Here is a 24007-nt window from a genome sequence, read left to right on the forward strand (position 1 = left end):
AAGGCCCTTTCTTTGAAGAGCCTCTGAAAGGTTCAACGTTTATCCAAAATAAATGGTCAAAAGGAAAAGGGGAAATGCTAACGTGAGAGTGAATTTGAAATTTACTAACAAAGGGCAAGTTGCAGTTGAGAAGTTCAACAATGAGGAGCTTATCGAAATCTTTACCCGCTACATTAAAACGTTAAGCAAGAAGTATGATATCTCGGTTACCGTACCGGAGGATCTGAATGAGCAGATCTTGGCAGAGGGCACCGTGAAGGTCGTGTTGGATAAGATTAATTGTGACATGGACGCTTTTTTCAAGGAGCTGAGCCGGGATATCAAGGTGCCGCTGGTCAAAAGATTGGGTACCAAACTGGATAACGTATTTAAGACCGAGGTTGTGGAGCAGGAACAGAACTAAGAATAAGGATCAAGCGAGTCCGAATGAGGATTCGCCATATGAAATGATAAAACCTCCCGAATGGGGCGCACGGCTAGGCCATGTGCTCGTTCGGGAGGTTTTATATGTTTAAACTACTCTATTCAGCAGAAAAACATGCATGGCATGTCTGCCCCTTTTAACGTGTTGTTGTGGAAGTAGGGCGCAGTTGGGCTAAATCAAACGAAGGTACCAGCCCTTCCTGCGCAGCGCGACCAAGCAAAGCTTCGATGGCGGCATATCCGCTGTCGCCCAGATTGGCGGTAAAATCGTTAACATACAGGTCGATATGCGATTGGGCGACATCGGGTGAAAGCTCCTGCGCATGAGACAATACATATTCACGCGAAGCTTCTGGATGCTTCCAAGCGTATTCGACAGAGGCACGTATCCAGTTTGTGATCGCATCCAAATCCAGCGTACGTCGGGCAATAATGGCTCCGAGCGGGATTGGGAGCCCTGTATCTTCTTCCCACCAGTTCCCTAGATCGACTTGCTTACTAAGTCCGTAGGACGGATACGTGAACCGTGCTTCATGAATGACCAGCCCGGCATCTATCTCCCCGTCACGGACAGCAGGCATGATTTGGTCGAACGGCATCACGACGATCTCGCCGACACCCCCAGGCACATGCTTGGCTGCCCACAGGCGGAACAGCAGATAGGCAGTGGAACGTTCACTCGGAACGGCTACACGCTTGCCGGACAGGGCTTCCGGGCCTTCGACGGTGGAACCTTCCTTGGTCAGCACGAGCGGACCACACCCCCGGCCCAGTGCGCCTCCGCAAGGCAGCAGGGCGTATTCATCCAGCACCCAAGGGAGTGCAGCATACGAAATTTTCATGATATCCAGTCCGTCTGGTGTGATCGCCAGATTGTTGGTGATGTCGATATCGGCAAATGTAATGTCCAGCGCGGGTGCGCCCGGAATCAATCCATGCGCCAGGGCATGGAAGACAAAAGTGTCGTTGGGACAAGGTGAAAAAGCAATTTGCATCTATATAACCTCCGTTAATGTAGAAAATGCGGCTTCCAACGCTTGCAAAGCCTCTTTGATCCGCCAGGCTTCACGGTCACGTGGACCGACAGCATTGGAAATCGTGCGGATTTCCATCGTCGGCAGTTCCAGTCTATTTGCCGCCACGGCTACGCCGTAGCCTTCCATCGCTTCGGCAGCAGCTCCGGGAACGCGCTTGGCCAGCCGTTCCGCTGTTGCCGCCGTACCAGTGGCCGTGGAGACGGTCAGGATCGGCCCCGCGACAGCCGTCTGTCCAGCGGCACGCAACGCCTGAACGAATCGCTGCGCGGTGGCAACGTTCACGGCAATTCGGCTTGAGCCGAAACCCAGCTCGTCCACGCTGCTGAAGCCCTCTGCCGTTTCTGCTCCCAGGTCGGCGGCAATGATCGCGTCAGCAACAACGACGCTTTCCAGTGCAGCGACCTCGACGAAGCCGCCACCAATTCCGGCGCTGATGACCAGACGGTAGTCACCGGCCGCCGCCAGTGCTAGCGTGGTTGAAGCCGCTGCGGACGGTGCGCCCACGCCAGCCAGCTCGACCACAAAACGGGTATCGCCTTTCAGGCCCCGCAGTACAGCTTCCCGTTCGGCTTCAACCGCGGTCATAACCAGGATGCGCCCATCTGATGTTGTATGCTCCATCGGTTGATTCCCCTTTAAATTTAGGTAATATGCTCCCTTATCATACTGCTTTTCGAAACGATGTTCAAAAAAAGTCGACAAAAAAAGCGCTCCGAGGCGCTTTTTGGAAAAACTGCAAGATTCAGCAGATATGAAAATCGGTAGTTGTAAACATTAAACAATTCTAATCTGGAAGAACAGCGCAGGCATAGCATATAATAATTATATCGGCTGATCCTTCGTGATTAACTGAAACATGGTGATATTGCGGTCATAATGGCTTGGGGTTCCATCTTGATTGCGCACCCGAATCATCTCGCTACTGAATAACTCGATATATCCACAGCCAATCTCACAGTATACACCTGTAGGGTCCTCTTGCCAGACCGAAACGAGGTGTTGTGACAGCGCTGCGGTGAAAAATTCGATGTTTTTTTGCAGTACGCGTGGCGTTTTCTTGGGTTCCATAACGTAAATCCTCCCTATATCATGCCATTTGAAAATCAGCAATGAACGTAGCTACTAAGTGGTTACTACACATCATAATGAACATAAACAACTGAAAAAGGAACGGTTTGTCAATCTACTCTATGAAACAGACGTAAACACTGTACCGCTTAATGCTATTTTTGTAAAGCGTCCGATTGACCTTTTCAAACATCCAGTTTGTGTTTACACACATTTTACATTGCGTTTACACTGCTGTGATGCTAGTGCGTTTCATCTAATAGTACAATAAAGGGATACTATACTGCATGAATTGATGGAGGCCATATGTTGATAGAGAGTCAGAATAAGGATAAAGCCGGGTCAGAACGTTACTTTAACCGAGATTTAAGCTGGATTGAATTTAATCGCCGTGTGCTTCAGGAAGCTCAGGATGCAGATACACCGTTGCTGGAGAGAGCCAAATTTTTGGCGATTGTATCTAGCAATTTGGATGAGTTTATGGCTGTTCGTGTTGCAGAGACGCGCGAGAAGATCAAGGCGGGTTTTATGCAAAAGGATTTTACGGGATATACCCCCTCCGGTTTGTACAAACGGCTGATCAAGCGTACCGTCTCGATGGTATCAGAACAATACCGGACCTATCGTGATATTTCTCGCCTCTTGACGAAAAAAGGTCTTTTATTGCTCGAATATGAAGACTTAAATACAACACAGCGCAAGTCGCTGGATGCATATTTTCATGAAATTATATTTCCGGTACTCACGCCGATGGCGGTCGATCAGAGCCGTCCTTTTCCACTGGTTCATAATAAATACGTATATTTAGCGGTCGTCTTGAGACGTCCCGGGGATACGGAGGAGGATAAACCGCTTTTTGCCATTGTGCAGGTGCCTTCGAATATTCCACGTGTTGTTACGGTGCCTTTGCGGTCGAACAGCAAGAAGAAATCATTTATTTTAATTGAGGAACTAATCAAGCATCACATCCAAACGCTGTTCACTGGATATGTTCCGGAGGCGGTTCATGCCTTTCGTGTTACGCGTAACTCCGATTTATCCATTAATGAAGAAGAAATCGAAGATTTGCTCGAAGAGATTGAAAAAGAGCTGCGTCGAAGACGCCGGGGGGCGCCGGTTAGACTGGAAGTAGAAAAAGGGATTCATCCTTATGCCCTGATGGAGCTTCAACGCGAATTCAAGCTGTTCGATCATGTGTTTGAGATGGACGGGCCGTTGGATCTGACGTTTTTGTCGTCTTTTGCCGATCATTTGGAGGGGTATTCGCATTTGAAATTTCCGGCAATCAAACCACTGTATCCGGAAGAACTGCCCCCACAAGAGGATATTTTCAACGTACTTCGCAAACGGGACGTGCTCGTGTACCATCCATATGAATCATTCGATGCGGTAACTGATTTTATCATTGAGGCATCAGAAGACCCGGATGTGATGGCAATCAAAATGACCCTGTACCGTGTCAACGGGGAATCGAAGCTGATTCCGGCATTGGCACGTGCGGCCGAATCGGGCAAGCAGGTAACGGTGGTGGTAGAGCTGAAAGCCCGTTTTGACGAGGAGCGTAATATTGCCTGGGCGCGTACGCTTGAAAAAGCAGGCTGTCACGTAGTGTATGGATTGGTTGGCTTGAAGACGCACGCCAAAATCATTCTTGTCATACGCCATGAGCGTAACGCACTCAAACGATATGTGCATGTAGGTACAGGCAATTATAATGAAAGCACGGCGCGCGTGTATACGGATATCGGATTGTTTACGTCGGATCCGGTACTGGGAGAGGATGCCTCCGAACTGTTTAATGAAATTACGGGATTCTCTGCGCTCAAGACTTTGCAAGCTTTTACGGTGGCTCCAACGGGAATGAAGAACAAGCTGTTTGAGCTCATCCGTAGGGAAGCAGAGCAAGCATTGGCAGGTAAGCCCGCCCGGATTATTGCCAAGATCAACTCCTTATCCAATCAAGAGATGATCGATGAACTATATGCGGCTTCCCAGGCAGGTGTGAAGATTGATCTTATCATTAGAGGGGTCTGCTGTTTGCGTCCCGGTGTGGAAGGATTCAGCGAGAACATACGTGTCATCAGTATTGTAGACCGCTTCCTGGAGCATTCCAGATTGTTTTATTTTGAAAATGGAGGGAACTCCGAGTTATTTTTGTCCAGTGCGGATTGGATGACGCGCAATTTGACCCGCCGAATTGAACTGATGTGCCCGATTTATGATGACGGGATCAAAGAAATGCTGGCAGATATTCTGCATTTATCGTTAAGGGATAATGTGAAGGCACGCCAGCTTTTACCTAACGGCAGCTATCAATTTGTGTCCAGAAACGACAAAGAGGCTCCCATTAGGAGCCAATCTGAAGCGATGAAGGTTAGAAATTGGAAGAAGGTAGAATGGACCACGACAATGTAAGGTTCCACGCCTTTTGAAAATCCTTGGCAACCGATTCTAGCTCCCGTTGTTCTAATATGGGTTCACTCTTGCTTTCCAGACGAAGATGCAGTGCGTCATCCCCAGTAGTGGGATTGATGCTGGTAATCATTCCCGACTCACTCCGATCCATGCCAATCGCGAGCTGGAGCAGCGAGCCGAGCCGATGTACACGTTCCTCGTCGGAAGGCTCCAAAATATCGGCATGTGTGCGTAGCAAACGGGGAGTCCGGTTCTTGGGATGGTAATCCGCGATCAACGCGGCTAGTACCGTTTCCCTATGGGACAGACCGCCAATGCCTGCATGTAAAATCCAGAATACGGAATTCTGGCGGAAATGATAGTAATTCAAGGCAGCCCCCGTTTTGTAAAGAGTTGCTGCGGTCAGTAACAAGCGCTTGTCCATAGCAGCTGAGGTTCCGTTAGCCAATGTGTCATAAAGACGGACGGCGTACTCGTTAACCCGCTTGACATGCGCTTCGCTAACCGGGACAGCAAACGAAAGGATATTGCGAATGGATGTGATAAGCGGATTAGCTACCACGGGCTGTTCAGCGTTGACCAGCTCATGAAATAGGCCGTCTCGCAGACCCGCTCCACTGACCAAATACGCGGAGCCTTGAGCAGCTTCAAATATCGTTTTCAATATAATAAGACCCGGTACAATGATGTCGGCTCTGTCCTTGGACAGGCCGGCTGTTTTTTTGCGTTTTTCATAGGGAAGATGGGGCAGACTGCCATAGAAGTAATCGACATCTTCTATCGTCATTTCGTAATGGTGTGTCACAGGAAGTGAGTAATCCTGCCGCTTCTGATTGATTTTAGCCAAAGTACGCAGGGTTCCGCCCAGCCCGATGAATGGCAGACCCGGATTGGAGAAGATCCAATCATGATTTTGCAGTGAAGAACGGACAAAGCTCTCCATTTCCTCAATCTGCTGAGGAGACCATTCGCCATTCTTAACCTCACGTCCAAAGCGCCAATTCATATTGACAGCGCCAAAGGGAAATGACACCGTATGCAGTCGCTTTCGATCGCGGAACAGCGTAATTTCGGTACTGCCACCCCCGATGTCAATAATGATTCCGTCACTTACATTCATAGTGTTCACTACGCCCAGAAAACCGGCATAGCCTTCTTGCTCCCCGCTCAGTATTTCCAGTGTTAAATTTGTCTCCTCCGCGATCCATTGGACGATTTCGTCCGAATTCGTGGCATTGCGGATGGCTGCCGTTGCTGCTGCACGCATACGGACCACCCCGTGCATATGGCATACCGCCATAAATTGGCGTAACAATGGAGCGATGCTTCGAATCGCCTCCCGTTCCATACGGCCGTTGGCCCCAACCTTTTCGCTCAGTCGGGCAGCTTCTTTGCATTCCTGCACAATTCGATAGGCTCCTGTCTCTGTCATTTCATAGATCACCAGACGTATGGAGTTTGAGCCAATGTCCATGATGCCAATTTTGCTATTCATGAGTTGACCTCCTTGTTGAAAAAACGATTTGCCGGTAATTTCCGTTGCTCCGTGCAAATGGTAGTAGATTATTGTCATTGTACCAGTGATGTTCGGTGCATGCTACCGTTCGCCATGATCTTGTCGAAATAGGCACATGCCGCGGACAATCATCCAAGAATAGAACATTCCTGTTGAGTATGTATAAGTATACCTGACGGCGAAAGGAGAGGGTTAGATGAGACAACTTGCAAGCAAATGGCTAAAGACGAAGGCGCTGCTCCACCATCCACATACCGCCGTTTATATACCGGAAACCTGTCTATATAGTGAAGAACAATTGCGCATGATGCTGCGGCGGCATGCTTTTGTATTTATAAAACCTGTGAAAGGAGGCGGAGGAGTCGGAGTCATGCGTGTGGCAAAGGAGCGTAGGGGATACACCTGTACGCGTATGGAGCACACGCACCGGTTCAGTCATTTTAAAGCGCTTGTAATCGGAATTAATAAGCTCAGAATCCAACGTCCATATCTCATTCAACAAGGCATCCAACTGGCAAGTATTCAAGGTAGACCTGTCGACTATCGAGTCAAAGTTGTGAAGGAAGGGCAGAGATGGGTTTTCCGTGCGGTGGTTGCACGTCATGCTCGGCCTGGGCTGGTCATTACGAATCTGTGCAAAGGGGGAACTTTGCTGAAGGGAACAGAGGCGCTTCGGATGATATATCCCCGGCGGCTTGCTACTCAAAAGCGGCGAGAGATCATTGAACTTACACGACGCTGTATTCCTGTACTGGAAAGAAGATTTCCTGGGATCGGACAACTGGGATTTGATTACGGGCTTGATCAGAGTGGACGGGTATGGATTTTAGAGGTTAATACAAGACCGCAATAAATTTCTGATTTCTTTAAAAAAATTCCAATATAATCTATTAACAAGACGCTAAATATAATATATTTGTATAAATAATAAAAATATTTTTTTTGTGTTCGAGCGTCAAAATTCTGTGTATAAATATTGTCCACATTATCCCCTGTCACATATATGGGTTAACGACACTTACCAACAATTTATACACAGGATTTCCACAATTGACTGTGGATAACAGAACGCTTGTTCCGATTTTGGTATTTTGATAGAATAGATTTTGAAATAAAAGGAAAGGTTGTGTCGAGGATGGCTATGCTGACGGATGAAATGCTTTTGGATTCCTATCAGATGGCAATCGAGCTTAAACTTGAATGTGACTTCATTGCACTGTTGCTGGCTGAGATTCACAAAAGAAATCTAGAGATGAATACAGCCGTAGTCCTTCATTAGACCGGACAAGCTCTCGTACTGCGACTGTAAAGTCATTCAGGGTTCGGATGACTTTACGGACAATCACTGCAACGAATAGGCACACCGTAAAAAAGGGTATTTCACTCCAAAGAATCAAATTTGGAGTAAAATACCCTTTTTTGTCATAGTCTAAACTAGACTACAATTTCATGTTACTGCTGTGCCCGGGAGACAACTTGGCATCTGGATCTACATAGACCTTGGCGTTGTTGACTGCCGTAGGAGCTTCACCAAAGCCGACCGCAATCAGCTTGAGCTTGCCTGGATAGGTCGTAATGTCCCCTGCGGCGAAAATGCCGGGAATATTTGTTTCCTGGCGAGAGTCGACCACGATAGAGTTACTTTCGATTTCAATTCCCCATTCAGCAATCGGGCCAAGTGTGGATACAAATCCAAAGTTAACGATCACATCGTCCACTTCAATTTCCTGTGTTTCTTTGGTTTTTACATGAGCAAGAGTGACTTTAGTAATCGTGTCTTCTCCATGCAATTCTGTAATTTCCGTTGGTGTAATAACGTTTACTTTGGAAGCGAGGAGGTTTTCGACACTGTGTTCATGCGCACGGAATTTGTCACGGCGGTGAATCAATGTAACCTGTTCTGCAATCGGTTCCAGCATAAGTGCCCAGTCTACAGCAGAGTCACCACCACCACTGATAAGCACTTTTCGGCCTGCAAATTTGCTCAGGTCGCTGACAAAGTAATGCAGGTTCGTTTTTTCAAAACGCTCGGCACCTGGAAGCTCCAGTCTGCGCGGCTCGAAAGCACCAACACCAGCGGTAATAATAACCGCTTTACCATGATACTCGCCACCTTTGTCTGTTTTTACAATGAAGTGGCGTTCTTCCTTTTTCTCTAACGATACGACTTTCTCTTCTAGCTGCACCTCTGGATTAAAGTGGTTCATTTGTTGAACCAAATTGTTAACCAGTTCTTGTGCAGTCACTTTAGGAAAGCCAGCAACGTCATAAATATATTTTTCAGGATAAAGGGCTGCAAGCTGGCCGCCCAGTTGGGGCATACTTTCAATTAAGGTGACGGATGCCTGACGCATTCCTCCGTAAAAAGCGGCGAAAATACCGGCTGGACCGCCTCCGATAATAATCAGATCGCGGATCTCCGCACCTGTGGATTGAGCTGTCACTCTAAAAACACCTCCGAAAGGGATAGTATGGGATTTGTAGATATTGAATCAGCCGCATAGAGGTTCAGATAGCCGCCGAACGTATGATTCACTGTTTATCATTATAAACTGCTGGGTTCCGCTTGCAAAGTTAAAGCGATTAATATTTGATGAAGACTTTTCTGTGAGTATCAATTAACCGTTTTGAGAGAACAGCTGTGAACAATTAATGATTATGATTATGTATATCGGAAGGGGTAGAAGCATGAGCAGTATTCCCAAAATTGTCATTGTGGGCGCCGGATATGGCGGTATATTGACGGCTCAGCAATTGCAAAAGGAGCTCAAGCACAATGAGGCGGATGTCACGCTGATTAACCGTCATGATTACCACTATATTACGACACATCTTCATATGCCTGCGGCAGGTACAGATACGATTGAACATTCAAGGATTCCGATTGCTCAGCTAATCGATGAGTTCAAGGTGGATTTAGTCAAAGGAACGGTTAAGGAAATCATACCAAAGGAGAAAAAAATCGTGCTGGAGGATGGCTCGCTGTCCTACGATTATTTGGTCATCGGACTAGGCGGGGAGCCAGAAACATTCGGTATTCCGGGGATGGATAAGTTCGCGCTGACGATTCGCAGTATTAACTCGGTTCGCCTGATTCGTGAGCATATTGAATACCAACTGGCCCTGTATAAAAATGACGGTAAGCCAGGTCGCCTCAATTTTGTCGTTGGGGGCGCTGGTTTCAGCGGGATTGAGTTTGTAGCGGAGTTGGCGGATCGTTTGCCACAGCTCGCTAGAGCGTATGATATCGATTTTAACCGGATTCAAATCATTAACGTCGAGGCAGCTCCTACGGCACTGCCAGGGTTCGATCCTGAACTGGTGGAGTATGCGATGGATGTCCTTAAGCGTAAAGGGGTCACCTTCCGCATTGGAATTCCGATTAAGGAATGCTTGCAGGATGGTGTAATCGTTGGTGAGGGTGAGAAAATCGAAGCCTGCACGGTGGTGTGGACGGGAGGGATTCGTGGGAACGGATTAATTGAGAAAGCCGGATTCGAAGTGATGCGCGGAAGGGTGAAAATCGACGATTTTCTGCGTGCACCCGGCCACGATGATATTTTTATTATCGGGGACAGCTCCCTGATGTTTAATCCCGAAGGACGTCCTTATCCACCGACTGCCCAAATTGCGATGCAGCAAGGGGTCCTTTGTGCCAAGAATCTGGCCGCTACTCTTCGCAAAAAGGAGCTGCACAAGTTCGTATTTTCTAACAAAGGGACGGTTGCTTCGCTTGGAAAAGGCGAAGCCGTCGCCGTGGTGGGCAAACGTAAAATAAAAGGCTGGGTGGCCGCACAATTGAAAAAAATTGTGGATCTCCGCTATCTGTTCATCATTGGCGGAATTCCACTGGTACTGAAAAAGGGACGGTTTTTCTAACCTCAGACGAGTAGTCAACATGCAAAAACAATACGAGCAGAAAAAGGTTTCCAAGACTCTTATACAGGAGCTTGGAGGCCTTTTTTATTTAGATGAACAAAAAAGGGTATTGACTCATAACTATTTGACGACGTATAGTATGATTACTAATTATAGAGGGGGGCCTTCGGATTGAATTCTGATTTTAAAATCAATGCTGATTCCAAGAAAATAAATTTATTGGCAGAAAAGTTTCCAAATGTGGACTCCCAATCGTTGAATACGTGGGTACTTTTCGTGCAGGCAGCACATGAAGTGTACAATGGAGTGTCTTCCAGACTCTCGGAATATGGACTATCTGTAGGCAACCTGAAAATTTTAATGCCGTTGTTTTTACATGAACGTGCATTGACTCCATCAGAGTTGGCTGAATATTCAGGGGTTACTCGTTCAACAGTAACCAGCGTAATTGATAAGCTGGAACGGGACGGCATCATCCGAAGAAGTACGCTGACGGATCGACGTATGACCGCAATCTCCTTGACTGATGAAGGAAAACAGTTAATGACGGAAAAAATTCCGATGTTCATCCAGCTTTTTTCGGATTTAATGAATGAATTTACGCAGGAGGATCATATTCTATTTGCTACGTTATTAAATAAGCTTTCCTTAGGACTTGAACGGATAAAACGGGAATAATCAAATTTTCCCGTTAAATAGTTAGACGTCGTACTATCAGGTCCCTTATTTGTTTTTGACTATTATTTTTTAACTATCATTGGCTAAATCATCATCATGAAGGAGAGTTTGTTGCAATGAATAAAAAGATTATTGTGTACGTGCTACTTGTTGTCGCATTAGGTACTGGAGGTACGCTGATGGCAATGAGCGGCAAGGATGCTGTGAGTATGGCAGCCCAACAAAAAAACACACTGCTTACGGCAGATACCGTGAATGTTGCTTTTCAGGGTGTAGGGGGAAGAGTAAACACGATTGAGGTGAAGGAAGAACAACAGGTGAAAAAAGGGGACGTAATCATGACCCTTGATCCTGTAGACCTTGATTTACAAATTGAGAAATTAAAAACGGATATCGCACAGGCTGATGTGAAAATAAAACAGGCTAAAGACGGGCTGCAAAATCAGTCGGAGAAAATTTCAACTTCAGAAAAACAAGGACAATTGGACATTCAAGCCGCGCAAGCAGGAGAGTCCTTATTAAATCAAGGAACACGTGCGGAGGATATTCTAAGACAAAAGCTGGCTATTGAAGCAGCACAGCAATCGTTGGACGCAGCTCTGACAGGAGTAGAGACAGCCAAAAGGAATGCGGAAATCGCGCAAAAAACAGTATCATCCAGACAAAAGGCTCTGGACTTGGCTAAAGTGAATTACAACCGTGTCAAAGCGTTATATGATGCCGGAGCTGGAACCAAAGCAGAACTGGATAACGCCAAAAACCAACTGGATAATGCCCAAATCGCGTTAGATACAGCTAAGGATCAGGTTGAAATTTCTAATAACCAGATTACAGCGGCTAGCAAACAATCGGACATTGCTAGAAATGGGATCGCTCAGCAGCAAACCGCTTTGGATAAAATGGAGGCTGGCGCAACTGCTGAGGAACGCCAGCAGGCTCGTATCAAAACAGAAAAAGCGAAGGAAGCCTTGACTCAAACCTCGCAAACACGAAAAGATGTTAAGAATAGCGAATACAATGTGGATCTTCTGGCTCAACAAAAGCAGGCATTAAGTGTTCAACTCAAAACTTTGGAATTGCAGCGCGGACGTATGGTGCTGAAGGCATCCACAGATGGTAAGGTGTCGCGTATTGTACCTAAAATGGGAGAGATCGTTTCTACGGGGGCAACGGGCGCCGTTATCGAAACCAATCAGCTATACTACGATATTTATGTGGGTGAGGATTCCATGTCACAGTTTAAAGCTGGGGGAAATGTGACTTCGCACGTTGTAGCTTTAGATAAAGATGTCCAAGGCAAGGTGAGGTACATCACTTCTGCTCCTCAGTATACCAACATGAGAATGAGTCGGGACAAAGGACTGTCGGATATAAGCTCCTTCCAAGTACGGGTGGATGTTCAACGCACATCTGAATTATTACCTGGAATGACGGTAGAGGTTGTGACGAAATGAAGGCTTTTATAGAAGAATGGAAGCTGTTGATCAGCGGTAAGATGGTTTTTGTTATGCTGCTCGTTCCTATCGTAGTAGCTGTAGCCTTTGGATTTGTTTTTAAAAATAATCAGCTTAATGATGCCTCTGTAGCTGTAGTCGATTTAGATCATAGCAGTTATAGCCGACAGCTTATTAATAAATTAGATGCATCGCAGTATATTGATGTACGCCATGTGCAAGAGAATGAAGCCGATCCGAATTTACTTTTATATAATGAAAAGTTTTTTGCGGTGATTTACCTTCCAGCTGGGTTGGAGGAAAATAGGATCAAAGGAGTTCAGAGCAACATCGGTTTTTATGTGGATAATACGGTAGGTCAGGCTACTGGAAATCTACGCTCGGCAGTCACAGAGATTATGGCGACGGAAAATGCGATGCTGGCTGGTGGTGGATTAAAGGGCATGGGAATGAGTGACAGCCAGGTTACAGGGCTTACTTCTAATATGCTGCTTCAGCAGCGGCTGTTATATAATCCTACCAATGCTACTTTGATGACCTCGGTTATGGGATTCATTAATACGGTCATGATTTCACTGATTGGTGCTACTGTACTGACAATCGTCCCGCGATTGCGGGAGCAAGGAAGATTAAAAGAGGAGCTTCAGCATTCGTATAGCTTGATTCTTAGGGTGTTACCGTATGCGTTAGTAGGATGTGTGTCCTTTTATCTGTCCATTGGTTTACTTAAGCAAATTGGGGGACTACGCTTTGAAGCGAATGTATGGCAGCTCAGTATTCCATTTCTCCTGTACACGATTACGTTGGGTTTGTTTGCGATGGCTTTAGGATGGAATGCGGCCAATCCTGGAAAAGCTTCTCCACGCCTCATGCTAATTATACTTCCTTCGTTTTTACTGAGCGGCGCTCAATTGCCAGTGGCTATGCTGCCTCCATCGCTGCAATATGTAAGTAACATTCTCCCATTGACCTGGCATTTCAAGTTTTTGAGAGGTATGGGCTTCAAAGGTGGGAGCTTAAAATATTTTATTCCCGAGTTGGGAGGGTTTTTGGTCTTACTAAGTGGTTTGCTGCTTATTATCTTTATTTTGATTGCTCTGGAGAAAAGAAAGCTGGCGAAAAGTGAGGATACATCCGTAGTGGTCGAGCCTGTGCTGCAATAATCGGAGATATCATTCCTTTGTTATTACCTGGGTAATCAAAAAAAACATTTTATCAGGCGCCCGTGAGGGGGCCTTTTCTCTTTATTATAGTGATGAGGTATAAAAAAAGGATTCCGTCGTCCCGAAAGTGGGAGTTCACGAAATCCTCGGTTTTATTCAGTAAGAGTTGATGTCTGCGTCTTACAGCTTCAACATGTCTTCAAATGTCTCTTCATTCAACACGCTGCCGACATAGAAGGAGCCGAATTCACCGTAACGGGCACTGACTTCATCAAAACGCATTTCGTAGATTAGCTTCTTGAACTGAAGTGCGTCATCGGAGAACAGGGTTACACCCCATTCCCAATCGTCAAAGCCCACGGAACCGGAAATGATTTGCTTTACTTTGCCAGCATAGCTGCGTCCAATTAAACCGTGGCTGCGCATCAAGGTGCGGCGCTCGTCCATCGAAAGCATGTACCAGTTGTCGTCCAAGTCACGTTTTTTGTTCATTGGATAGAAACAAATATAACGGGCCTTGTTTAATACGGGCTTCAAGCGTGCGACGATTTGTGGATTTTGCATTGGATCTTCATCTTTGCTCAAATAATTACTTAGTTCCACCACACTCACATAAGAATAGGTTTTGGTTGTATATTTGGCGAAGGTTGTTTTGTTAAAGTCATTTTCCAGTTTATTGAGGTCTTCCAGCGTTTCGCGCAGGTGCATCATGACAAAATCAGCCTTTTGTCCGACTATAGTATAGACAGCTGAGCTGCCCAGACCCGCTTCCTCGGTAACGTTCCATTCCTTCATAAACTCTTGAAGCTCGTCCAGTGCTCCGGCGCGCTCTTCATCATCTGCGGTCTTCCATGCTGTCCAGTTGATGGACCGGAAATCGTGAAGCGCATACCAGCCTTCCAGTGTGGAGGCTACTTCGTTGGGTGTTGCTGGGGTTTGTTGTGGTTGATGTTGACTCACGATCTACACTCCTTTACGATCTGTAAATGATAATCGGCTTAGCCGAAATATGTGTACTTCCTTATATCTTTCCTGTATCCAATACGTGATGCTTAACCATTATATTGTAGCTCAAAGTAAAGCTTTTCACCAATGAAAGAAGTGTGAAGAATTTTATTTTTACCATGATGCAGGTCACAAAGTCATAAAATAGTTAGTATTCTCGAAAAAAGTAGAACTCAGACGAATATGGCTGCCAAAAAGGAGAACAATTGCCCTTATTTTGTTGGTCCCACGAGAAGGCAAGTATGATAGAATAGAAAAACATCTTGGAGACCGTTATGTCAGGAAAGGAAGAATGTTGGAATGCGGATGAAAAACCTGCTGCACTATACTGAGAACCACCGCTATTGCGTTTATCGGGAATTTGGCTTGAGCGCACTGGATGAATTGATGCTGGGAAGCGTCTATCAGCCGATGGTAGGCGCATTTGCGGTCAGTCTGTATCGACTGTTGTTCCAGCATGTGCCAGTTGGACAAATCGGTTATTCGCCGTTGGAACAGCAGCGTCGCCTTTTTCTGACACTGGGACTGGAGCCGAGTGAGAAGGGACGCAAGTATTTGATTGAACAGACCTCCAAGCTGGAGGCCGTCGGTCTGTTACAGACGTCCAGGCTGTATGCACCCGAAACGGACGACTATATGTACGAATATGAGATGCAGCCGCCGCTTGCACCTGCTGAATTTTTCAGAACACAGCACCTCACCCTTTTGTTGAGAGACAAAATCGGTAAGTTTGCAGTGCTTTCTCTGAGAGAATCGTTGTGGAGCAGGGAATCTAGCGAATGGTCGCAATCTTCCTATAATAAAGAGAATATTTCGATTCCTTTCTACGAGTTATTTGAACTGAATACCCATGTTATAGATTATGAACTGGAGCAGGCGCTGTCCGAGGTGTCCACTAGCCGTCAGACTGGAGCACTAGCGTCAGAATCGGAGGAAGCATTGAATTATGCAGATATTATTCTCCGTTTTCCGCGTGAATCTGCCAATCGTAAGCACGTGGAACGTCTTCGGTTTGAGCACGAGCAGTTAGGCATGGTCAATTACGTTGTTCGCAAATTTGATCTTTCTGTACAGGATATTAGTCGCTTGCTGGATGAGGATGGTATTTTTACCGAAGCAGGCGATTTGTTGCTCGACGAGCTTCAGCTTCGGGCTAGTCAGCACTCCAGACAGGATCGGAAGCGTCAGGAGGAACAGCAGGTACAGGCCGCCAAAGTGGTCGCCTTGCGCCAGAGGGAAACTTCCACATCTGAAGAGCCGCCTGCAGAACAGGCTGTGGAAATGGAATTTTATGTGGAGGTTCCACCACAATTCACAGCCAAATGTGACATTCACCAATATAATATGATGTTGCGCAACGAGCCTTATCGTCGCTTGCTGCAAACCTTTTTCCCCGGCACGGTTCCCGGTAACCTGCTGGATATATTCGAGAAAATTGATATCAGCTATAAGCTGCCCGGTGAAGTCATCAACGTGCTGATCCATTATTTAATGTCACTGCTCGTATCTGGGAGCGATCAGCGGATTAACCGCAACTTTGTCGAGGCCGTTGCTTCCAATATGCTGCTTAAGCAGGTAAACACTTACGAAAAAGCCGTTCAATATATAAGGGATCAAGCCAAGGTAAAAGGAAAACAGTCCTCTGCTTCTCCTTCCGGCGGCCGATCCCGCGCATATGCCAAAAATAACGGACCTGCCAAACCATCCATTCCAATCGTTCAGGATCACCCTTCCGAGGAGTCTGTATCTGAGGAAGAATTGGATGAACTGCTGCGTCTGGCCGAACGAATGCAATCCGGAAAACAGAAAAAGGTGTAGATAGATTTTAAGGTGTCTATAACTCTGCACATTTTAAGAAAGGAGGAGCGTTCTTGGAATCACTGGGCGATTTGCTACAGCAGATGCAGAACCCTTCGTTTCGCCAGCGCACTCGCAATGTAGCCGATCAAGTTCTAAATGATCCGCTCGTGCAGGAGTTTTGTGCTGCTCATCCTGATGTGGACGAAACACAATTGCGACTCAACATGAGCATGCTCTTTCAGTATACCCGGGATCGTCGAAATTGCGACAATTGTCCGGGGCTGGAACGATGTCCTAACGATTTTCAGGGCCACTTTTGCAAGCTGGGCGTGGAATATCCGAATGGAACAGCCGAAATCGTGGACATTCGGACCCCATGTGCGAAGTTGGTTGCTTCCCAACATGAACAACGGGTGCGTCAGCGAATTAAAAGCTTTTATGTGGATGAACGCGCCCTTCTGGAGGGATATAACGCTCTTGAAATTGCGCGCAAAGATTCACAACGTATGCCTGCCGTCACACAGCTATTCCGTTACATTGAAGAGACGAAAAGTCAGGGTCTATCCAAAAAAGGACTGTATCTGGAAGGTACATTTGGTACGGGTAAAACTTTTTTGATGGGCTATCTATTGCACGAGCTGGCCCTGTCGGGTCTGAACGGTGTGATCGTGTATATGCCTGATTTTGTGGAGGACTTAAAGTCCATGATTCAGGACGGGCAGAAGCTGAAGGAAACGACCGAAATGCTCAAAAATTGTGATCTGCTCGTATTTGACGATATTGGTGCCGAAAATTTAAGCCCGTGGGTACGGGACCATGTGATGGGCTCCATACTGAATTACCGAATGAATCGCAAACCGACCTTTTATACTTCCAATTACTCATTGCAAGGGCTGGAGAAGCATCTCAGCTTTACGAGCAAGGACGGAGAGGAAATGTACAAAGGACAACGCTTGATGGACCGGATTCGTCCTTTTGTAGATGTCATTACCGTAAAGGGAAAAAATCAGCGGGGCTAAGCGTTTTTCCGTCTGCTATTTTGATATCTTACAATTAAAAGACTATTGTGATATAATTAAAAGGTGTCGAAACAGACATTACAGGTTATAATAATCTTGACTTTTCTATAAAGGAGGAACATACAATGGCAATTGTTAACGTGTCCGATCAATCCTTCAACGCAGAAGTCGAAGGCACAGGAACCGTTTTGGTTGATTTTTGGGCGCCATGGTGCGGTCCTTGCAAAATGATCGCTCCTATTCTGGAGGATCTGTCCACAGAAGTTGGCGACAGCGTCAAAATCGCGAAGGTGAACGTGGATGAAAATCCAGAGTCTGCTTCCCGTTTTGGCGTGATGAGTATTCCTACCCTGATCGTCTTCAAAGACGGACAGCCTGTTGATAAAGTGGTAGGTCTGAACTCTAAAGAAGCGCTGAAAAGCATGCTTACTAAACACCAATAATCATCGCATGTGACCCATGCTCCCGCGGGGGCTTGGTGGAGCGGCCATGAAAGGTCAATGCCTCCGGTTGTAAATACCGGGGGCGTTTTTGTGTATTATTCCTATATATTCTAAGTAGTTAGTTGAGTAATCATTAAGAATGGAAGGAGGAACCGGGCGAATGAAACCTTATGCGGAGGACTTGCAGAATCAGGAGAAGGCGCTGGAGAACATACGGCACAAATTAGCGTTACTGCCGGATGCATCAGGCTGTTACCTGATGAAGAATAGCGAAGGCACCATTATTTATGTCGGCAAGGCCAAAGTGTTGAAAAACCGGGTCCGTTCCTATTTTACAGGTAGCCATAACGGCAAGACGCAACGACTGGTTTCCGATATCCGTGATTTTGAATATATCGTTACAGGCAGTAATATGGAGGCGCTCATTTTGGAGTGCAACCTCATTAAAAAGTACCAGCCGCGTTATAACGTGCTATTGAAGGATGATAAAACTTTTCCGTATTTGAAAATTACGAACGAGGCACACCCCAAGCTGGAGGTGACCCGTCGCGTTCTGAAAGATAAAGCAAAATATTTTGGACCGTACCCCAATTCCTACGCGGCACATCAGACGAAGAAGCTGCTGGATCGTATGTATCCGTTACGCAAGTGTGGTGTGATGCCAAAAGAAGTGTGTCTGTATTATCACATGCATCAATGTTTGGGGCCTTGTGTGAAAGAGGTCGAGAAGGAAACGTATGACCAGATTGGTCAGGAGATTGGTTCCTTTTTGAGCGGGGGACATGAGGAAATTAAAAAGGATCTTCAGCGTAAAATGCAGGAGGCCGCAGAGGAATTGTACTTTGAGCGGGCCAAGGAGCTGCGAGATCAGATTATCAGCATCGACGCGATGATGGAAAAGCAGAAAATCACCACATCGGATGCGAAGGATCGAGATGTATTCGGTTTTTCAGTAGATAAGGGCTGGATGTGTGTACAGATCCTATATGTCCGCAAAGGTAAAATGATCGAGCGCCATATGTCGACTTTTCCTTTCTACGGTGAAGCTTACAGTGATTTTATGTCCTATGTGACGCAATATTATAGTGACAACCCGGCAGTGCCGCAAGAAATATTGCTGCCAGATTCTCCTAAGCTGATGCAGGCCGAACAGGTCAATGTCGATCAACCGGTTGCGGCAGAAACTGTACTCCACAGTGCAGCTACAACCGATGCTACCGGACAGACAGATGAGAAAGCGATACAAACGGAGACAGAGCCTTCTGCTGATTCATTGCTGGTGGCTGAAGAACGGGCAACTTATGCAGCAGCAACAAATCAAGACCAAGTTGGTGACCAAGATACCGGAGTAAAGGAAACAGAAACCCAACTATCCGGTGGACTGGAGGACCCGAGTACGGCGGCTCTCGCTCTGGCTGAATGGTTGGATGTAAAGGTACTTGTACCGCAGCGTGGACTGAAAAAGCAAATGACAGGCATGGCGACGGAAAATGCACGTGTTGCTTTGGATGAGAAGTTTAAGCTGATCGAGCGGGATGAGGAACGGACATCCAAAGCTGCAAGCAATCTCGGACGTGCCATTGGACTGGATAGCTTGCACCGGGTGGAGGCGTTTGATAACTCCAACATCCAGGGTTCCGATCCAGTCTCAGCCATGATCGTGTTTATTGATGGCAAGCCTGCCAAGAAGGAGTATCGAAAATATAAAATCCGTTCTGTGCAGGGACCCGATGATTATGAAACAATGCGTGAGGTTATCCGACGTAGATATGAACGTGTGCTTAAGGAAAATTTGGAACGTCCCGACTTGATCGTTGTCGATGGTGGACGTGGACAAATTAAGGCGGCGACCGATGTATTGCAAAATGAGCTGGGTTTGTTCATTCCTGTGTGTGGACTGGTGAAGGATGCCAAACATAGAACTTCCCAACTATTAGTGGGAGAGTCCTCTGAGGCCGTGACACTTGCACGCAATAGCGAAGAATTTTATCTACTGCAACGGATTCAGGACGAGGTTCACCGTTTTGCCATCACGTTCCACCGCGAGCAACGCGGCAAATCTATGGTAACTTCCCGGCTGGACTCTATTCCAGGCATCGGCGAGAAACGGCGTAAGTTACTGCTTAAGCATTTTGGATCGCTCAAAAAAATAAGAGAGGCCAGTGTCGAAGACTTCCGGCCTCTCTCTATTGGGGATAAGCTTGCGCGTCAGATTATAGCTGCCCTTCGGGAGGAGGAGTCGTAGAATACGGCTCCTCTTTTTTTATAGGTTCAAACATAATTCGATTTGGCTTTTTAGGACTAAACCAATAAATGATGTAACCCACGATGGCTGGAAGTAAGATCCAGAATAGACCAGCGCTCACATTCACAGTGTCTCCCAGACTCATCACACTAAGTCCCATTAGAATGCTATCAAAAATAACGTGGCTGAACATGGCGGCAATAAAGCCGTAACGCAGGAACACAAAACTGAACAGCAAACCAAGAAAAGTCAGCTCAATAGGTCTGGAAATCACCGGATAGATCGGATAAAGTGTATGTCCCAGTGCCCAAATCAGCGTGGTGATCAGACAAGCAACAAAAGTGTTTTTCACTATTTTTTTGACCATCGGAATACCAAACAGACGGTAGACAGTCTCTTCTCCAATACCTGCCATCCACGCCATAATCGGCAGTAGCCATGGATAAGCCATATTGTAAGGGGATTGTGTGGCATCTGTGGTGGAGAATGTATTAAATGTGCGCTCCAGTATAAAGAATAAGATGGATTGTACCCCGAGTAAAATAAAGGCCCACAAGTAGCCAACATACATACTGCGAAGCACATACAACCCGTAGCCCGGCTCTTTTGCACGCGGCCATGCATTCAGTCCAACCTGACGCATAAGCCCGTCACCGCCGACCAAGGAGAAGTAGAGCGCTACAGCCATGAAAAAGGTAACACCAATCTGGAAAACCATAAGAAATATAAGCATGCCCTTACCGCCTGCTTCTGCTTGCAATAAAGGCAGCATGTTCATGGTCCCAGCTATACTAGCAATAAAGTATACAACGGATAGAACAATGCCGCGTACAAATGAAGTATGTCGTCGGGTGAGTGACGCATACACAATAGCAAGTACACCCAGTACAAAGCTAAATAGGGCATAACCCGCATAGGTCATCAAATTCGCCCAAAATGTTTGCTTTTCGATATAATCGGTATAGGACGACGGGGCCGAAAAGCTTTGGGTGAAGGAGCGAACATCACCGTCTTCAAAAGTAAAAGCCAGTGTAAGTACCGAGGCGCCGATTTTTTTATCGTCTACGGTATACTTTAATCCGCCTTCTTGTTCAGTGGTCGCAAGCTTCAAATCCGACGGCTTAAAGCCAAAGCGCTTGACCCATACTGCGGCCGCCTGCTCCTTGGCTTCGAGCGTCATGCCGTCCTCAGCCACACGTACAAGCCTGTTACGTGCTTGTTCATCCGTAGAAATATCAGCCTGTGTGTAATTGGTGCTGGAGGTGATCCGTTTAAAGCTAACGACCTTGCCAGTGGATAAATCCACATGAATTTGCAGTTTACTCTTCGCTGAGGATTCAGGCAGATCGACCCGAAAGGTTTCGTAAGGGTAACTTTTTTTCCATGTACGGTCGTACTGTTGAAGTAGTTTTTCTCTAGATAAATAACCGTACAAATCTGTTTCGGCCTGATAGGTCACGACAGGCTCCTCAGGCTGTGATTCAGTATAGCCCAGCTCGGAGCGGGCGAAGTCCAATGCGTGTATGACCGCTTCTTGTTTGCTGATGACCTTTGCGTTCATTACTGATTCTGGACTCGGATTGCTAAGCGAGGGAATAAGCAATTGAAAGATAAAAAAGCAAATCAGGCCAATCCCGCCCAGCAAGCCTAGTTTTTTGAAGTTGGCCGTGAGCACGACCGGTTTCCCGATAGGATTCATGAGTTTCCTCCTTAATCTGTAAATAAGAACATCCATTAAAGATATCATACTGCACAGGTTCCCGCCAACAGACAAGCGATATTCATGAAAATAGAGTGAAAGCACTTTAAAGTTCCAATAAAATTAGATAAGCTGCGATTAAACGATGCCCATTCGCAAAATAAAGCCAATTTCACGTTTTTTCGGCGAAATCGGTTTTGTGATCTGGATATAGAAGGATTATAATCTTGAGGCAATGCCTATGAAATACATAGGTAATGATATACAGTTGAGCCGAATTTCTATGGGAAAACGGGGGAACCATGTTACTGGGGTGAATTTTACAACCGATCCTGCTGGATCGGAAGTGTAAATAGGGCATACTGTGCTGCCCGAATCCGTCAGCTAACCTCGTAGGCTATGAGCAGGAACCAAGTCAGGCACTCGGTTTTCCGGTGTCTTTTTTTGTGCGTATAAAAGTGTTTGGATTGGTTAGACCGCTGCGGGTGCAGATTGCTCTTCCGATTGCTGTTATCCCCGGATTTTTTGATTGTATACCCCCTTTAATGGTTAAAATCCGGAGATAAAGGCAAACGCTTCGCTTCTTCAGAACAATTCTGCCCCCTTCGCTACTGCCCGCCAATAGCACAGGGGGCCGAGTAGTGCTTGACATGCATTCTTCCTGTATTCAGGGAATGCTAATTATAGTTATTTAAGGTTTGGAAAAATCAAAAAATTCAGGGGCAACGACGATCGAAAGATCAAATGGAACGCGTAGCGAGCTTACACCGTATTAAATCACTGATTTATAGTTTTAAGGATTAGGAGAGAAGTGATGAATAGATGAATCCCAATGCAAGCTGGCTCCGGCTTTCTCCACCGCAGATATTCGTTGCGGGCTTTGCCATTATCATTCTAATAGGTAGTTTATTGTTAATGCTGCCGATCTCCAATACAACAGGAAAGTCACTTGCGTTTATAGACGCTTTGTTTACTGCCGCCTCTGCGACCTGTGTTACAGGGCTTGTCGTTAAGGATACAGGGACCTTTTTTACAACCTTTGGTCAAGTTGTTATCGCCGCGCTCATTCAGATCGGCGGCCTGGGCTTTATGACCATGGCTACCTTAATCGCGCTGGTGTTCAAGCGTCGGATTTCCTTGCGGGAGCGTCTCATTTTGCAGGAAGCGATGAATCAGACTTCTGTAGAGGGAATTGTCGGGTTAATCCGTAAGGTATTACTGTACTCACTGGTTATTGAAGGCGTATGCGCTACGATATTCTCGGTTCGCTGGTCCTTTGATATGCCCGTAGGCAGGGCGATTTATTTTGGAATCTGGCATGCCATCTCCATGTTTAACAATGCTGGTTTTGATTTATTCGGTGAATTTCGCAGCTTGACAGGTTATGTATATGATCCGATTGTTAATTTTACCGCAATGTTTCTAATTATTTCTGGCGGCATTGGTTTTGTAGTGATGTCAGACCTGGCAGAATATCGCAAGCGCAAGAGACTGTCCTTGCATACCAAGGTGGTACTCAGCATGACGGGCGCTATGATTGTAGTCGGCACGCTCGTGATTTTTGTATTTGAGTTTACGAATCCAAAGACTCTTGGCTCGCTTGATTGGGGTGGTAAGCTACTGGGATCTTTATTCCAGTCCGTTACTCCCCGTACCGCAGGTGCCAATACGCTGGACATCGCAGGCTTGCGGCAGGCTACGCAGTTTTTTATCATCATACTCATGTTTATTGGGGCTTCCCCTGGCTCTACTGGAGGCGGGATTAAGACCACAACATTCGCCCTGCTCATTGGAGCAGTGATTTCGATGCTGCGGGGGCGGGAAGATATTGTACTGTTCAAGTACCGACTTGCGCAGGGACGAATTTACAAGGCTTTGACCATCACACTGCTGGGGTTGCTGTTCGTGATCGGGGTGACCATGATTTTGTCGGCAACCGAAGATCATCATTTTCTGATGATCTTGTTTGAGACGGTGTCTGCGTTTGGTACGGTGGGGCTGTCGATGGGGCTTACACCTGATTTGACAGTCATAGGCAAGCTGGTGATTACCCTGACGATGTTTGCAGGTAGACTGGGGCCACTCACGCTAGCTTATGCACTGGGGCCGAAAAAGGGTAAAGAATTATATCGTCATCCGGAAGGCAAAATGATTATAGGATGA

Annotated in this window: 20 protein-coding genes and 1 riboswitch; of the genes, 13 read left to right on the plus strand and 7 right to left on the minus strand. The window is 46.4% G+C overall.

The features are described 5' to 3' along the window. Positions 1-82: 82 nt before the first annotated feature. The gene (locus NLX78_RS08605; protein WP_014277849.1) at positions 83-403 is read left to right on the plus strand and encodes a hypothetical protein; all 321 of its coding nucleotides are present in this window, start codon (positions 83-85) and stop codon (positions 401-403) included. A 157-nt stretch (positions 404-560) separates the two neighbouring features. Here NLX78_RS08605 and NLX78_RS08610 read toward each other — a convergent pair whose 3' ends face one another. From NLX78_RS08610 to NLX78_RS08620, 3 genes are all read right to left on the minus strand, one after another. Next, on the minus strand, positions 561-1418 hold the full coding sequence (locus NLX78_RS08610; protein WP_254329232.1) for a 1,4-dihydroxy-6-naphtoate synthase: 858 nt from the start codon (positions 1416-1418) through the stop codon (positions 561-563). Further along, a complete protein-coding gene (locus NLX78_RS08615) occupies positions 1419-2081 on the minus strand; it encodes a futalosine hydrolase (RefSeq protein ID WP_254350160.1) in 663 nt (220 codons plus the stop codon). Positions 2082-2282: 201 nt separating this feature from the next. After that, the gene (locus NLX78_RS08620; protein ID WP_007431922.1) at positions 2283-2528 is read right to left on the minus strand and encodes a hypothetical protein; all 246 of its coding nucleotides are present in this window, start codon (positions 2526-2528) and stop codon (positions 2283-2285) included. A 306-nt stretch (positions 2529-2834) separates the two neighbouring features. Here NLX78_RS08620 and ppk1 point away from each other — a divergent pair, with 306 nt between their 5' ends. After that, positions 2835-4943 (plus strand): polyphosphate kinase 1, encoded by a 2109-nt coding sequence (gene ppk1, locus NLX78_RS08625; protein WP_025724043.1) that lies wholly within the window; start codon positions 2835-2837, stop codon positions 4941-4943. Here ppk1 and NLX78_RS08630 read toward each other — a convergent pair. Next, the gene (locus NLX78_RS08630; RefSeq protein WP_069290324.1) at positions 4903-6438 is read right to left on the minus strand and encodes a Ppx/GppA phosphatase family protein; all 1536 of its coding nucleotides are present in this window, start codon (positions 6436-6438) and stop codon (positions 4903-4905) included. The two genes, ppk1 and NLX78_RS08630, sit on opposite strands and share 41 nt — an antisense overlap. 217 nt (positions 6439-6655) lie before the next feature. Between NLX78_RS08630 and NLX78_RS08635 the strand changes: the two genes are divergently transcribed. Both NLX78_RS08635 and sda read left to right on the plus strand, forming a co-directional pair. Next, positions 6656-7312, plus strand: a complete 657-nt coding sequence (locus NLX78_RS08635) for a YheC/YheD family protein (protein WP_250260487.1) — start codon at positions 6656-6658, stop codon at positions 7310-7312. Positions 7313-7594: 282 nt separating this feature from the next. Then, entirely contained in the window at positions 7595-7738 is a 144-nt protein-coding gene (gene sda, locus NLX78_RS08640) for a sporulation histidine kinase inhibitor Sda (protein ID WP_007431918.1), read from the plus strand. A gap of 160 nt (positions 7739-7898) precedes the next feature. Here the strand turns inward: sda and NLX78_RS08645 are convergent, their stop codons facing one another. Further along, positions 7899-8903, minus strand: a complete 1005-nt coding sequence (locus NLX78_RS08645) for an NAD(P)/FAD-dependent oxidoreductase (RefSeq protein WP_023990157.1) — start codon at positions 8901-8903, stop codon at positions 7899-7901. Between the two features lie 244 nt (positions 8904-9147). Here NLX78_RS08645 and NLX78_RS08650 point away from each other — a divergent pair, with 244 nt between their 5' ends. The 4 genes from NLX78_RS08650 to NLX78_RS08665 all read left to right on the plus strand — a co-directional run bounded on the left by NLX78_RS08650 (position 9148) and on the right by NLX78_RS08665 (position 13633). Then, positions 9148-10338, plus strand: coding sequence for an NAD(P)/FAD-dependent oxidoreductase (locus NLX78_RS08650; protein ID WP_025724040.1), 1191 nt, complete (start codon positions 9148-9150; stop codon positions 10336-10338). Positions 10339-10509: 171 nt separating this feature from the next. After that, positions 10510-11016 (plus strand): MarR family winged helix-turn-helix transcriptional regulator, encoded by a 507-nt coding sequence (locus NLX78_RS08655; RefSeq protein ID WP_254350161.1) that lies wholly within the window; start codon positions 10510-10512, stop codon positions 11014-11016. 116 nt (positions 11017-11132) lie between these two features. Then, a complete protein-coding gene (locus NLX78_RS08660) occupies positions 11133-12470 on the plus strand; it encodes an HlyD family secretion protein (RefSeq protein ID WP_254350162.1) in 1338 nt (445 codons plus the stop codon). Beyond that, positions 12467-13633: an ABC transporter permease gene (locus NLX78_RS08665; RefSeq protein ID WP_254350163.1), complete on the plus strand. Its 1167-nt coding sequence runs from the start codon at positions 12467-12469 to the stop codon at positions 13631-13633. The genes NLX78_RS08660 and NLX78_RS08665 overlap by 4 nt, the downstream gene beginning before the upstream one ends. A 180-nt stretch (positions 13634-13813) precedes the next feature. Here the strand turns inward: NLX78_RS08665 and hemQ are convergent, their stop codons facing one another. Then, complete coding sequence (hemQ, locus tag NLX78_RS08670; protein WP_061830116.1) at positions 13814-14593, minus strand: hydrogen peroxide-dependent heme synthase; 780 nt, start codon at positions 14591-14593, stop codon at positions 13814-13816. Between the two features lie 345 nt (positions 14594-14938). On the opposite strand from hemQ, the gene NLX78_RS08675 reads away from it, so the two are divergent. The 4 genes from NLX78_RS08675 to uvrC all read left to right on the plus strand — a co-directional run bounded on the left by NLX78_RS08675 (position 14939) and on the right by uvrC (position 20145). Continuing rightward, complete coding sequence (locus NLX78_RS08675; protein WP_061830115.1) at positions 14939-16456, plus strand: replication initiation and membrane attachment family protein; 1518 nt, start codon at positions 14939-14941, stop codon at positions 16454-16456. A gap of 53 nt (positions 16457-16509) precedes the next feature. Beyond that, positions 16510-17457: a primosomal protein DnaI gene (dnaI, locus tag NLX78_RS08680; protein WP_061830114.1), complete on the plus strand. Its 948-nt coding sequence runs from the start codon at positions 16510-16512 to the stop codon at positions 17455-17457. 125 nt (positions 17458-17582) lie between these two features. After that, positions 17583-17900: a thioredoxin gene (trxA, locus tag NLX78_RS08685; protein ID WP_010347861.1), complete on the plus strand. Its 318-nt coding sequence runs from the start codon at positions 17583-17585 to the stop codon at positions 17898-17900. Positions 17901-18060: 160 nt separating this feature from the next. Further along, positions 18061-20145, plus strand: coding sequence for an excinuclease ABC subunit UvrC (gene uvrC / locus NLX78_RS08690; RefSeq protein ID WP_254326721.1), 2085 nt, complete (start codon positions 18061-18063; stop codon positions 20143-20145). On the opposite strand, the gene NLX78_RS08695 is transcribed toward uvrC, so the two are convergent. Continuing rightward, positions 20114-21844, minus strand: coding sequence for a CPBP family intramembrane glutamic endopeptidase (locus tag NLX78_RS08695; RefSeq protein ID WP_061830112.1), 1731 nt, complete (start codon positions 21842-21844; stop codon positions 20114-20116). The genes uvrC and NLX78_RS08695 overlap by 32 nt on opposite strands. Positions 21845-22105: 261 nt before the next feature. Further along, positions 22106-22258: riboswitch (cyclic di-AMP (ydaO/yuaA leader) on the plus strand. Positions 22259-22666: 408 nt separating this feature from the next. Between NLX78_RS08695 and NLX78_RS08700 the strand changes: the two genes are divergently transcribed. Further along, entirely contained in the window at positions 22667-24007 is a 1341-nt protein-coding gene (locus NLX78_RS08700) for a TrkH family potassium uptake protein (RefSeq protein WP_254350164.1), read from the plus strand.

It is taken from the genome of Paenibacillus sp. Lou8.1 (assembly GCF_024213565.1).
Lineage (GTDB): Bacteria > Bacillota > Bacilli > Paenibacillales > Paenibacillaceae > Paenibacillus > Paenibacillus polymyxa_B.